Below are 12668 nucleotides of genomic sequence, written 5' to 3'. Positions count from 1 at the left end.
GCTGACCCGGATCCCTCCCGGCGCGGCCCTTCGAGCCCGGCTCTCTCCCGTCAGGCCTGTCGACGCGGCGTCCAGCGCAGCAGGCGCATGGCGTTGGCCGTGACCAGGACCGTGGCTCCGGTGTCGGCGAGGATGGCGGGCCACAGGCCCGTCACTCCGATCACGGTGGTGACCAGGAAGACGGCCTTCAATCCCAAGGCGATGGTTATGTTTTGCCGGATATTGCCCATCACCCCGCGGGACAGGGCGATCATGTCGGGAATGTCCCTGACCCGGCCGCGCAGGACGGCGGCGTCCGCGGTCTCCAGGGCCACGTCGGTGCCGCCGCCCATGGCGATGCCGACATCCGCCTGGGCCAGGGCCGGGGCGTCGTTGATGCCGTCCCCGACCTTGGCGACCACCAGACCTTCGGCCTGGAGCGCCTTGACGATCACCAGCTTGTCCTGCGGCAGCAGTTCGGCCCGGGGCTCGATGCCCAGCCCGGCGGCGACCGCCTCCGCCGTGCGGCGATTGTCGCCCGTCAGCATGACGGTGCGGATGCCCCGCGCCTTCAGGTCGGCCAGACCCTGGACCGCATCGGGCCGCGCCTCGTCACGCATGGCGAGGAACCCGGCCACCCCGCCTGCGGCGACAAGGACGGACACCGTCTTGCCCTCGGCGTTGAGGGCGGCGATGGCTGCGTCCTGGGCTGGCGAGATCGGCGCGCGCCGGGCCGCGGCCTGCGGCGAGCCGAGGAATATGCGTTCGCCGCCGACCTCGCCTTCGACGCCCTCCCCCGCAATGGCCTGGGTGGCCGACGCCGGCGGCGCCGTGATCTCATCCGCCTCGGCTCGGGCCAGGATGGCGAGGGCCAGCGGATGGCTTGATCCCGTCTCCAGCGCGGCCGCCAGGGTCAGCAGGGCGGAGGCGTCCCGCGTCCCGGCGACGACGTCGGTGACGACGGGCTTGCCGGCGGTCAAGGTCCCCGTCTTGTCGAAGGCGATCGCGGTGATCTTGCCGAGCGTTTCCAGCACGGCCCCGCCCTTCATTAGCAGGCCGCGCCGGGCGCCCGCCGACAGGCCGGCGGCGATGGCGGCCGGCGTGGATATGACCAGGGCGCAGGGGCAGCCGATCAGCAGCACGGCGAGGCCCTTGTAGATCCATTCGCTCCACGTTCCGCCGAACAGCAGCGGCGGCGTGACCGCGACGAGGGCGGCGAACACGAGCACGCCCGGCGTGTAGATTTTCGAGAAGCGGTCGATGAACCGTTCGGTCGGAGATTTCGATTCCTGCGCCTCCTCGACGAGACGCACCACCCGGGCGATGGTGTTGTCCGAGGCCGAGGCCGTCACGCGCACCCGCAGGACGCTGCCGCCGTTGATCGTGCCGGCGAACACAGGATCGCCCACGACCTTGCGTTTGGGCACGCTCTCGCCCGTCACCGGGGCCTCGTCGAGGTCTCCCGCGCCCTCGATGATCTCGCCATCCGCGGGAACGCGGTCTCCGGGCCGGACCAGGATGACCGCGCCCACCGCCACGGTCTCGGCGGCGACTTCCGTGGTCACGCCGTCCACCTCGACGAAGGCGGTCTTGGGCACGAGGGCGGCGAGCCCCTGGATGCTCTTGCGCGCGCGTCCGGCCGCCACCCCTTCCAGCATTTCGCCGACGAGGAACAGCAGGACGACGGCGGCGGCCTCTTCCGCGGCCCCGATGAAGACGGCGCCGACGGCGGCGATGGTCATCAGCATTTCGATGGAGAAGGGCGTGCCGTGGCGCGCCGCCGAAAAGGCGCGCGACGCGATCGGAATCAACCCCACGGCCAGGGCGGCGAGGAAGGCGTATCGTTCGAGGGAGGGGAACAGCGTGCCCAGTCCATAGGCGGACAGCAGCGCCAGGCCGCAGAGCGCGGTGAGGCGCGCCTTCCCGGTCCACCACCACGGGGCGCCCCCGGCCCCGGCGGCCGCCGGAGGCGGGCCGGCCGGCGCCGCAACGGATCCGGACGTCGGCGAGGCCGCTTCCCCGCTGTAGCCCAGGTTGCGCAGTTGCTGCAGGACCGCTTCGTCAGCGAGGTCTCCGCCATGCCTGATCTTCAGCACGCCGGTCTGCACCGCCACCGACACGTCCTCGACGCCCGGCAGCCTGCGGATCGCCGTGTCGATCTTGCGGCCGCAGCTGGCGCAATCCATCCCGGTCACCCGGTATCGGCTTTCGAGGGTTTGCGCCGTCATGTCTGTTCCTTGTGATCTCTACAGGGCAAGGCTACCTCCTCCAGCGACTGTAGATGCAAGCTAAAAATGAGCGCGCCGTTCGGTTGGAGTGAAGGGCGCCGTCCGCTGAACCTGGAGGCCGGGCCCAGCCCGTTGATGACCTCGCCTTGTCCGCACGACCGGGAGACCGCGCCGCCGACGGCGGCACAGGTGGAACGCGCTTTGGGCGCAGCCGCCGCCCGCGTGGCCGCCGCTGGGGACAGGCTGACGCGCCCCCGGCGCAGGGTGCTGGAGCTCCTGCTTATCGCGGGCTCTCCGGCCAAGGCCTATGATCTCGTGGCGACGTATCACCAGGATGCCCGCGTCGCGAAGCCTGCGACGGTCTATCGGGCGCTGCAGTTCCTCGAGACCCGAGGACTGGTTCATCGTCTTTCCACCCTCAAATCCTACGTGGCCTGCGATCCCGAGCGGCCCGGCGCGCCGGCCCTTTACCTGCTGTGCGACTGCTGCGGCTCCTGTCGCGAGGTTCCCGCGCCCGACCTGGCTGCGCTGAACGCGGCCGCGACAGCGGCGGGCTACGAGATCGAACGGATCACGCTCGAAGGCCAGGGTCTGTGTTCGGCTTGCCGCCCGCCGCGCCCCGGCGCCGCCCGGGATCCGGTCCTCCAGACGGAGCCGGAGGCGGCCGCGGGGTCCGGGCCCGCAAGCATTGAGCCGCGCCCCTGATCAAGCCCGCGGCGGGTCGATGACGGCCTGGCCCGGGCGCCCGGCCGCGGCGACGCCGGGGCCCGCGGCCAGTTCCATGGCCCGTTCGGTGGCGGCGGCCGACATTCGGGTCGCCCCCCCCCGTCGGGACGGACTAAGCCAGGTCTGGACCGGTCGGTCGAAGCCGTAGCGAAACACGGCGGCGGCCACGAACGCCCCGACCAAGCCGATCGCCCACAGGACCCAGCGAACGCCGGACGACCACGCCTCCTGTCCAAGGGCGTCGAGCAGGCCGAACCAGACGATGCGGCTCACCTCATTCGTGAGGAACATCGAGAACGACATTAGGGCCAGATGCTCGATCAGCCGTGAAGGACTGCGCACCGGCACGGCGCCGGCGGCCCAGATGATCACGGTCATCAGGCCGAGCGACACCAGGCTGAAGGCGCCGAAGGCCTGCAGCCCCACGAGCGCGAAGGCGGCGGCGAGGCCGATCGCCCTGGCCCGGTGCGGCGCGACACAGACCCGCGAACCGTAGAAGGCCGCCGCGACTCCGAGCAGGAAGAGCGGCAGGGCGCGCAGGATGCCGTAGCGCATCGGCAGGCGGTAGATCGGATCGCCGAGCCACAGCGAGGCGGCGATATCGGCGGCGACGACGAGGAGCGTCGCGCCGATCACCATTGCGACCGGCGGCCAGCGCCACAGGGCGCGGCAGATCCAGGGCAGCAGGAGATAGCAGCCGATCAGGGCCGAGAGGGTCCAGGTCGGGGCGTTCCACCCCTGCCCGCCCGGCACGCCATAGGCCTGGACCAGTAGCACCTGCGCGGGCAGTTGCGACCAGTCGAACCAGCGCGGATTGCTGGGCGCGATCCCGGCCAGGGCGGCGCCGCCGACGAGCAGCACCAGGACGAGGCTGACCGCCAGGTGGGCCGGAATGACCCGCAGCAGGCGCTGGCGCGCATAGGCGCGCAGCGAGGCCTGTCCGGACGCGAGGCGATCACCGTAGATGCGGGCCAGGACATAGCCGGAGTCGATGATGAAGAAGTCGGTGAGCAGATAGCCGCGCTCGAAGACTGGATGCAATTGTCCGAGAGGCACAGGCGCGGCCTCGCGGAAATGGTAGAGGATGATCAGCGCCCCTACGATAAAACGCAGCGCGTCCAGCCAGCCGCCGCGCGCGATCCGGACGGGGCGAGGCGATGGCTCGGTCAGCGCGGCTTCGGGCATTCAGTCAGCCTTCCGTGGCGCAGACTTGGCGGCGGCGCTGCGGTGCTCATGTGGACGCAGGACGATCTGGTCTCGCGAAGCGTAGAGGACGGCCGTTCCCAAAACCCAAACGACGACCAAGCCTCCGACGACCATCAGTCCGGGCCTATCGCGGGGTCCAAACACAAACGAGCAGCCGATCACGCCGCCCAGAATGGCCCCGTAACCAAAATGCAGCGGCACCTTGTGTGCGCCCAGCAGCAGAAGGGCCATGCAGAAGACCAGGCCTCCTGCGAACAGGCTGACCCCGATGGCGACGAGCGTATCGAGCACGGGCCGTGGCTTCAGCGGGCGCGCCTGGAGCCGCCGCCTACCTCGTTGGCGATAGCGGCCTTCCCGCCAACGAATGCTCCGGCCGCGCACGGTGAAGCGTTTGCCGGCCATGCGTCAGGGCCTTGCGTTGGGCGCGGGCGTGTCCTCATGGCGCGCAAGAAGGATTCTCATCCGGACAATTTCGGATTCCTGGGCCGCAATGATCTCATCGGCCAGATTACGCACGTCGCGGGCTTCGCCATGCTCGACGGCGACCTTGGCCATTGCGAGCGCACCCTCGTGGTGGGCGATCATTCCGCGCAGGAAGTCGATGTCGGCGTCGCCCGTGTAGTTGATGCTCATGGCCTGGTGCATCTTCGCGCTGGCCTCGCGATAGGCGCGAGTCGATGGGCTGTCCGTGGTCTCGCCAGCGTGGCTTGCCTCGGTGTCGCTCGGGCGAGAGTCAGCCGCCGACGGCGCCGCAGGGACCTCGCGGGTTTGCCGCGAGATCATCCCGAAGGCGAAGACCGACAGGGCGAGAAAGACGGCGATGACGGAAATCCATCCGAAACGCTTCATGACGATGTCCTCGAGAGAGCCGGCGGGGCCACGGGGGCGGCCGGGATTGCACTGGGAAGGATGGGCGCCGTTCGGTCGCGGTAGCCGAGCAGGCGCAGAGCGTTGAACACCACCAGCAGGGTCGACCCCTCGTGGAGCGCCACGGCAGGGCCGATGCCAAGGCCGAGGATCGTCGCCGGCACAAGGAAGGCGACGATTCCGAGACTGACGTAGAGATTCTGGAGAATGATGCGCCGCGTCTGTCGGCTGAGACCGACGGTGAAGGGCAGCTGCGACAGGTCGTCGGACATCAAGGCGACGTCGGCGGTCTCAAGCGCAACATCGGAGCCAGCCGCGCCCATCGCGATACCGACGGTCGCCGTGGCCATGGCCGGGGCGTCGTTCACCCCGTCGCCGACCATGGCAATCTTGCCGTCAGCGCGAAGGCGTTTGATGGCGTCGACCTTGTCCTCGGGCATGAGGTCGCCCCAAGCCTCTGTCAGGCCGACCTGTCCGGCGATCGCCTGTGCGGCCTTCTGGTGATCGCCCGAGATCATGATCATTCGCCCGATGCCGAGGGCGCGAAGAGCGGTCAGCGTCGGCCGCGCTGCTGGGCGAGGCGTATCAAGAAGCCCAATGACACCGAGATCGCGCGTGCCGCGTCGCACCACCATCAGGGTTCGCCCCTGCAGTCGCAACTGAGCGACGACAGAGGTTGTTTCGTCGCCGAGCGGCGCTACGCCGTCGACGCCGAACATCTCCGGCTTCCCTATCCAGATCGTCTCGCCGTGCAGCTGGGCGGTCACGCCCTTGCCCGTCAGGCTCTTGAGGTCGATCGCGGCCGGGATGATCGTATCGCGCAAGCGTGCGCCACCGTCGCGCGCGATGGCCTCCGCCAACGGGTGGTCGCTGAGCCGTTCGACCGCCACAGCGACCGCCAGAAGATCGCCCTCCTTCGTCCCGCGCACCGTCATGACGTCGGTGATCCGCGGCCGTCCCTCGGTCAGGGTGCCGGTCTTGTCGAAGGCGATGGCGTTGAGCGAGCCGAGGTTCTCCAACGGCGCGCCGCCCTTGATCAGGACACCGGCGCGCGCCGCACGGGCGACGCCCGAGAGGACGGCGCTCGGGGTGGCGATGGCGAGCGCGCAAGGACTCGCGGCGACCAGCACGGCCATGGCGCGAGAGAAGCTGTCGCGGAACGGCTCATCGACGACGACCCAGGCGAACAGCAGGACAAAGGCGAGCGCCAGCACCACAGGCACGAAGATGCGTTCGAACCTGTCCGTGAAGCGCTGGGTCGGCGACTTCTGCGTCTCGGCCTCACTCACCATCCGAACCACCTTGGCCAGGGTGGTGTCGCTCGATGTGCGGGTCGTCTCAATCTCGATGGCGCCTGAGCCATTGATGGTGCCCGCGAAGACGAGAGACGGCGATCCGACCTGGGCCGGTCTCGCCCGCGCCGCCTCGGGATCCGCGACGGGCTGCTTGTCGACAGGCATGCTTTCGCCGGTCACGGGGGCTTGGTTGATGCTTGTGGTGCCGACCACGACAAAGCCATCAGCGGGCAGTCGTTCGTTTGGACGCACCACCACGGTGTCGCCGACGACCAAATCTTCGACAGGCAATTCGACGACCTGCCCGTCGCGTCGCACATGGGCTGTCCGGGGGGCAAGCTCGGCCAGGGCCTCGATCGCGCGTTTGGCGCGGCCCATGGCGTAGTGTTCGAGCGCGTGGCCGATGCTGAACAGAAACAGCAGGAGAGCGCCTTCGGCCCAGGCCCCGAGCGCCGCCGCACCTGCGGCTGCGACGAGCATCAAGGTATCGATCTCGAAGCGCTTCTGGCGGAGGTTCTCGAACGCTTCTCGCACCGTAAAAAAGCCGCCGAAGATGTAGGCGATCAGGAAGAGGGCGAGGGGAATCCAAGAGGGAAGGCCCGTTGCGAGTTTCTCGAGGGCGAATCCAAGGCCCAGAGCAAGGCCACTTGTCAGGGCGAAGATCAGCTCCGTATTGGAGCCTAGAACGCCACCGTGATCGTGCTCCTCGGACTTGGTGTGGAGATGGTCCGGCAGTGTTGTGCTGGTCATAAATAGGGTCCCGTTGCGGGTTGGGAATCGCGGCTGCTTGCGGCGACCGCCGCGATCGAGGGGGCGGGATAGCGACACGGGCGAAGGCGCGCCGGGCCAGCGGGTTCCAGCGCGATCCGCTCGCAGGTGGTCATCCCGGTTCTCCCGACCTCAGGGCACGGGCACGACGGCATTAAAGCCCCCGAGCCGCTGGAGCTGCTCAATCGCTTCGAAAAGCGGAAGCGCTAGGAGAAAGACGAAGCCGTCGCGCACCGTGCGGACGAAGAATACCGGCCGGATCATGATTTCCGCCTCGTCGCGCCATAGGGAGAGCTTGGGCAGGAACCGAGGGGTGCGCTCACGGTAAGCTTGGTAGTCGTGTCCAAAGGCGTCGGAGAGGAAGCGTTCTTCGCGGCCGACCACGATGCGAAACACCACCCAGCAGGCTAATCCGAAGACCAAACCGACGCTAAGGCTGCCGGACTGGGCGCCGATGCCAAACGCGCCGATGAAGCTGAAGACGTACAGCGGATTGCGGCTGACCGAATACGGTCCTGCGGATATGATCTCCTGTTTCTTGCGGCCACCGATGTAAAGGGAACACCAAGCCCGACCGATGATGCAAACCATGATGGCGATCAGGCCCAGATGCTCGACAGGATGTTCGAGCAAGGGCCAGGATGTGACGAGCGCCGCGCAGACGACAAGAAGCAGGCCCCCGACGAGAATGCCCGCCTTGCGCCATCGTTGAACGGATTGGATATCGACCGCTGATCGACAGGCGTCATCAGGGGGCGAGGAGCCGGACAAAGCGGGGCTTGCGGGCTTGGAGACGCTGTCGGAGGGCTCGAGCGGCATCATTGCCCCTCCCCCTCAGCCGGACGATCCTTAGCCGCATCGCGCAGGATATCCACGCCGCCCTTCAACGCGATGGCGGCCACGAGGACGCCGACGACGAGGTCCGGCCACGCCTGGCCGAGCCAGAGCACCAGGGCCCCGGCGACGAGGATTCCCCCGTTGGAGGCGAAGTCGTTAAAGCTGAACGTCTCGGCAGCCTTCATGTTGACGTCGCCGCTGTGCTGACGGCGGATCAACTGCAGGCAGATCAGGTTGATGATCGCTGCGACGACCGAGAGTCCCATCATGGTCGGGCCGATCGGTTCGGTCCCGATGAGGAATCGACGACCCGCGTCCAGAAGGACGCCAGCGCCGAAGATAAGGAGCATGACGCCCGAGAGGCGCGCCGCCCCCCGCTTCCACGAACCAGGCCGACCGATCGCGAGAAAGCTGATCAGATAGACAGCAGCGTCCGAGGCGTTGTCCACTGCATTGGCCAGCAGAGCGCTGGAATCGGCGGACAAGCCGCCGATCCCGAGCGCTAATGCCAGGCCCGCGTTGAGCGCGAGAACCGTCAGCAACGTGCGTCGCTGCTGACGGTCATCCTGAGTGCGAGCAATCAATCCTCAACCCCCTCGTCCTTGCGATGACGCACCGCCTTGGCCGCGAAGGTCGGCAGGACCAGCAGGGTCAGGGCCGTCGCGGTCAGAAGGCCGCCGATGACGACCGTCGCCAGAGGCTTCTGAACCTCGGCCCCCGCGCCGTGGGCGAGCGCCATCGGGATGAAGCCGACAATGGCGACCAAGGCTGTCGTCAACACCGCACGCAATCGGCTGGACGCCCCTTCGATCGCCGCGTCCCGGGGCGCGAGCCCCGCCTGCAATCGCTCGCGAATGGCCTGCATCAAAACAAGTCCGTTCAGGGTCGCCACACCCGAGACGGCGATGAAGCCAACGGCCGCAGACACCGAGAACGGCATCCCTCGCATGAGAAGCGCCAAGGCGCCGCCGATCAAGGCCAAGGGCACGCAGGCGAAGACCAGCCCAGCCTCGGAGAACGACCCCAGAGCCATAAACAGCAGCACACCGATCAGGACGAAGACGATCGGAATAACCAGGCCCAGCCGTTGTTCGGCCCGTTTGAGGTTCTCGAACTGACCGCCCCAGGTCAGGCGGACGCCCGGCGGGAGCTGGATTTGGTCCACCTTGGTTTGTGCGTCGGTGACGAAGCCGCCCAGATCCCGGCCGCGAACGTTGGCCTGGACCACCATCCGTCGGCTACCGTCGTTGCGGCTGATCTGGTTCGGCCCCTCGGCGCTTTGGATACGGGCTACCGAAGACAGCGGCACGGTTACGCCTGTCGAAGAGACGATCGGCAGGGCCGCGAGCGCCGCCGGATCGTTGCGCGCATCGTCCGGAAGACGGACGACGACGTCGAAGCGACGGTCGCCCTCGAAAATCCGGCCGGCCTCCGCGCCGCCGATGGCGGCCGAGACCGCTTCAGAAACGTCGGCTGCGGACAGGCCGTAGCTGGCCGCCGCGAACCGATCGACGCTGACCGTGAGCGTCGGCAAGCCCGACGCTTGTTCGACGCGAACGTCGGCGGAGCCGGTGGTCTGCCGCAGTACGCCGGCCACCTCATCAGCGACCCGCTGCATGGTGTCGAAGTCATCGCCGTAGACCATGACCGCGAGGTCGGTCCGGACCCCGGAAATGAGTTCGTTGAAGCGGAGCTCGATGGGTTGGCTGAACTCGAAATTATTCCCGATCTGTTGGTTGGCGAGCTCTTCGAACCGCTCGAGCAAGGCTTCCTTCTCGAGACCTGAATCCGGCCAGTCCTTGCGGTCCTTCAGAACGATGACGCTGTCCGAAATGTTGGGCGGCATCGGGTCGACGGCAGCCTCGGCGGTGCCGGTCCTGGAGAACATGGTCTCGACTTCCGGCTGGGCGGTGATGACCCGTTCCAACGCCATCTGCATGGCGAGGGACTGTTCCAGCGACGCCGAGGGAACACGCAGCGCCTGCATGGCGATGTCGCCCTCGTCCAGAGTGGGGATGAACTCCCGTCCCAGGGACGAGAAGGCCAGACCACCGACAACAACCGCGCCGAGTGCCGAGATCAGCACGATCTTAGGACGATCGACGGCGGCGCGGATGGCCGGCTGGATCCAACGCCGCGCGTGGCGGAGCAGGAAGGTCTCATGTTCGTGGGCTTGGCCGTGTTCGTCGGTCTCGACCTTCTTGGGGTCCCGCACCAGCAGGGCCGTCATGGCCGGAACGAAGGTGAAGGAGAAGATGAAGGCGCCGACGAGCGCCAGCATGACCGTTGCGCCCATGGGGACGAACGTCTTGCCCTCGACGCCCTCGAGCATCAGCAAGGGGGTGAAGACGAGCAGGATAATCAGCTGACCGAAGGCGGCTGGCTTGACCATCTTGCGAGCTGCGGCCACGGCGACATCAAGGCGTTCCCGACGGGTCAGAGCCCGTCCCAGATCGATCCGCCGCTGCGACAGCATCAACAAGGTGCTTTCAACGACGATGACCGCCCCATCGACCAGAAGGCCGAAGTCCAGCGCGCCCAAGCTCATCAGGTTTCCACTGATGCCAAACCTATTCATGCCGATGACGGCGAACAGGAAGCTGATCGGGATCATCAAGGCCGTGATGCTGGCCGCACGAATGTTTCCGAGCAGCAGGAACAGCACGACGATGACCAGAAGGGCGCCCTCGGTGAGGTTGCGGGCCACGGTCGAGATGGTCGAGTTGACCAGGGCGCTACGGTCAAGGACCGTCACCGCCTCGATCCCTGCGGGCAGAGTCTTGCGAACCTCATCGAGTCGCTCCCCGGCCGCCTGGGCCACGGTGCGGCTGTTGCCGCCCGCGATCATCAGCGCCGTTCCGAGCACGGCCTCGTGGCCGTCACGGCTGGCGCCGCCCAGGCGCGGAGCCTGGCCGATCTCGACCGTGGCGACATCGGCGACCCGCACGATCAGGCCGTTCCGGTTGACGACCGGCGCCTGAGCCAGATCTTCCACGGTGGAGGCCAAGGCGTCGGTGCGGACCGTCAGAGCTTCGCCAGCGCGCTGGATATAGCCTGCGCCGGCCTGAGTGTTGGCGCGATCGAGGGCCTGGATAAGGTCGCCCATGCCCAGGCCGTAGGCGGAAAGGCGCGCCGCGTCCGGACGGACCGCATACTCCTTCACATAGCCGCCGACGGTGTCGACGCCGGCGAGACCGGGGGCGGTCCGCATTTGCGGCGCGACGATCCAGTCCTGCACGGTGCGCAGATAGGTGGCGCGCTGCTGCGGGGTCGAAAGCAGATCGCCTTCGGGCGTCAGATAGGCTCCGCCCGCCTGCCAGCCCGGCTCGCCAGGCTTGGCGAGGTTCTGACTGTTGAATGGCTTGTAGTCGATCGTCCACATCAGCACTTCACCGAGGCCCGTGGTGATCGGGGCCATGGTCGGCTCCACCCCGTCAGGCATGGCCTCCCGGGCGCCCGCGAGCCGTTCGGCGACCTGCTGGCGCGCGAAATAGATGTCGGTCTGGTCGGTAAAGATGACCGTGACCTGGCTGAAGCCGTTTCGGCTGAGGGATCGGGTCGTGGTCAGGCCGGGAATGCCGGCCATGGCGGTTTCAATCGGGTAGGTGACCTGTCGTTCGATCTGTTCAGGCGCGAGCGCCGGAGCGACCGTGGTCACCTGGACCTGGCGATTGGTGATATCCGGCACGGCGTCGATGGGAAGCCGTGTCAGCTCGAGGAGTCCGTAGGCCGCGACAAGCGCCGTGGCGAGAACCACGAACCATCGGAATTTGACCGAGAGTTCGATGATGAATTTGAACATGCGGTGCGCCCCTAGTGACCGTGCTCGGCCTCGCCCTTGGCGAGCTCGGCTTTGAGGAGGAAGGCGTTCGTGCCGGCGACCCGTTCAGCCCCGGTGAGGCCACGCAGGATTTCAGTCCGCCCCCCGGCCTGACGACCGGCGAGCACCGGACGGGCCTGGAAGCCGTTCGGGACCTGAACGAAGACGACGGTGTTGCCGTCGACGGTCTGGACGGACTCGGTCGGCACGGTGAGACCGCCGGTCGTCTCGCCCGTCACGATCGCCCCCGTGACGGCGGAACCGGCCGGCGGGAGGACAGAGCCCGTCGGCCGGGCCCGAATGACCGTGGCGCCGCTTTCGCCGCCCGCGCCTGCGGCAACGCCGGTGACGATGGCGTCGAAGTCGCCGCTGGGGTTGCTGACCCGCAGAGGCGCCCCGGCCCTTACATTGGCGGCCAAAGCAGGCGGCGCGTTGAAGACGAGCTCAACCCTGGCCGGGTTGGTGACCTCGGCGACAACGCCGCCAGGGGCGACGAAGCCGCCCGGTCCGACCTGGACGCTGGTCACGACTCCGGTGATGGGGCTGGTGACGCTGAGGCGGCCCGAAGCGTTGGGCGAGCCCGCCGCGCTGGACCGCGCGCGAGCCGCGCGGGCGCCGGCTTCGGCGCTGAGCAGTTGCGCGCGGGACGCCTCGACCTCCTGTCGGGCGACAACGCCCTGGTCCGCCAGATTGCGGTTGCGTTGATAAGCCTGGCGCGCCACTTCAGTTTCGGCGGCCGCCGCGTCTGCGTCCGCGCGGAACGTCGCCGCTTCACCGCTGACGACGCTCGCCAGGGGCTGACCGATCCGGACCGACTGGCCCGGAGCTACGAGAACCCGCTCGACCCGCCCGCCGACGGACGCCGCCACAGCGGCGCGCGCGTCGACCATGGGCTCGACCCGCCCGGAGAGCCGGGTTTCGGCGCCCCCTCCCCGACCGACG

At 68.0% G+C, this 12668-nt stretch carries 10 protein-coding genes; 1 reads left to right on the top strand and 9 read right to left on the bottom strand.

Annotated elements, in window-relative coordinates; translation table 11 throughout:
- Positions 1 to 50 precede the first annotated feature (50 nt).
- Complete coding sequence (locus tag Q7J26_RS11425) at positions 51 to 2207, bottom strand: heavy metal translocating P-type ATPase (protein WP_287106114.1); 2157 nt, start codon at positions 2205 to 2207, stop codon at positions 51 to 53.
- Between the two features lie 66 nt (positions 2208 to 2273).
- Here Q7J26_RS11425 and Q7J26_RS11420 point away from each other — a divergent pair, with 66 nt between their 5' ends.
- Positions 2274 to 2912, top strand: a complete 639-nt coding sequence (locus Q7J26_RS11420; RefSeq protein ID WP_231492484.1) for a Fur family transcriptional regulator — start codon at positions 2274 to 2276, stop codon at positions 2910 to 2912.
- Here the strand turns inward: Q7J26_RS11420 and Q7J26_RS11415 are convergent, their stop codons facing one another.
- From Q7J26_RS11415 to Q7J26_RS11380, 8 genes are all read right to left on the bottom strand, one after another.
- Entirely contained in the window at positions 2913 to 4118 is a 1206-nt protein-coding gene (locus tag Q7J26_RS11415) for an acyltransferase (RefSeq protein ID WP_105625181.1), read from the bottom strand.
- The gene (locus tag Q7J26_RS11410; protein WP_112863181.1) at positions 4119 to 4541 is read right to left on the bottom strand and encodes a hypothetical protein; all 423 of its coding nucleotides are present in this window, start codon (positions 4539 to 4541) and stop codon (positions 4119 to 4121) included.
- Between the two features lie 3 nt (positions 4542 to 4544).
- Positions 4545 to 4988, bottom strand: a complete 444-nt coding sequence (locus Q7J26_RS11405; RefSeq protein ID WP_088582518.1) for a DUF305 domain-containing protein — start codon at positions 4986 to 4988, stop codon at positions 4545 to 4547.
- Positions 4985 to 7051 (bottom strand): heavy metal translocating P-type ATPase, encoded by a 2067-nt coding sequence (locus Q7J26_RS11400; protein WP_304936562.1) that lies wholly within the window; start codon positions 7049 to 7051, stop codon positions 4985 to 4987. Before Q7J26_RS11400 ends, Q7J26_RS11405 begins: the two co-directional genes overlap by 4 nt.
- 150 nt (positions 7052 to 7201) lie before the next feature.
- Entirely contained in the window at positions 7202 to 7891 is a 690-nt protein-coding gene (locus Q7J26_RS11395; protein ID WP_008264189.1) for an isoprenylcysteine carboxylmethyltransferase family protein, read from the bottom strand.
- Positions 7888 to 8448: a cation transporter gene (locus Q7J26_RS11390; RefSeq protein ID WP_008261511.1), complete on the bottom strand. Its 561-nt coding sequence runs from the start codon at positions 8446 to 8448 to the stop codon at positions 7888 to 7890. Before Q7J26_RS11390 ends, Q7J26_RS11395 begins: the two co-directional genes overlap by 4 nt.
- A gap of 38 nt (positions 8449 to 8486) precedes the next feature.
- The gene (locus tag Q7J26_RS11385; protein WP_112863180.1) at positions 8487 to 11708 is read right to left on the bottom strand and encodes an efflux RND transporter permease subunit; all 3222 of its coding nucleotides are present in this window, start codon (positions 11706 to 11708) and stop codon (positions 8487 to 8489) included.
- 11 nt (positions 11709 to 11719) lie between these two features.
- A partial coding sequence (locus Q7J26_RS11380) for an efflux RND transporter periplasmic adaptor subunit (protein WP_304936561.1) occupies positions 11720 to 12668 on the bottom strand: 949 nt, incomplete at its 5' end.

Source organism: Brevundimonas sp. (assembly GCF_030656255.1).
GTDB lineage: Bacteria > Pseudomonadota > Alphaproteobacteria > Caulobacterales > Caulobacteraceae > Brevundimonas.
The sequence above is the reverse complement of the archived record's forward strand: the minus strand, read 5'-3'. Positions and strand labels throughout refer to the sequence as shown.

What these genes read in the sequence shown, in the direction of transcription:
- Q7J26_RS11395 (WP_008264189.1), bottom strand. Translation starts at nt 7,891, where the DNA reads ATGATGCCGCTCGAGCCCTCCGACAGCGTCTCCAAGCCCGCAAGCCCC.
- Q7J26_RS11400 (WP_304936562.1), bottom strand. Translation starts at nt 7,051, where the DNA reads ATGACCAGCACAACACTGCCGGACCATCTCCACACCAAGTCCGAGGAG.
- Q7J26_RS11405 (WP_088582518.1), bottom strand. Translation starts at nt 4,988, where the DNA reads ATGAAGCGTTTCGGATGGATTTCCGTCATCGCCGTCTTTCTCGCCCTG.
- Q7J26_RS11420 (WP_231492484.1), top strand. Translation starts at nt 2,274, where the DNA reads ATGAGCGCGCCGTTCGGTTGGAGTGAAGGGCGCCGTCCGCTGAACCTG.
- Q7J26_RS11415 (WP_105625181.1), bottom strand. Translation starts at nt 4,118, where the DNA reads ATGCCCGAAGCCGCGCTGACCGAGCCATCGCCTCGCCCCGTCCGGATC.
- Q7J26_RS11425 (WP_287106114.1), bottom strand. Translation starts at nt 2,207, where the DNA reads ATGACGGCGCAAACCCTCGAAAGCCGATACCGGGTGACCGGGATGGAT.
- Q7J26_RS11410 (WP_112863181.1), bottom strand. Translation starts at nt 4,541, where the DNA reads ATGGCCGGCAAACGCTTCACCGTGCGCGGCCGGAGCATTCGTTGGCGG.
- Q7J26_RS11385 (WP_112863180.1), bottom strand. Translation starts at nt 11,708, where the DNA reads ATGTTCAAATTCATCATCGAACTCTCGGTCAAATTCCGATGGTTCGTG.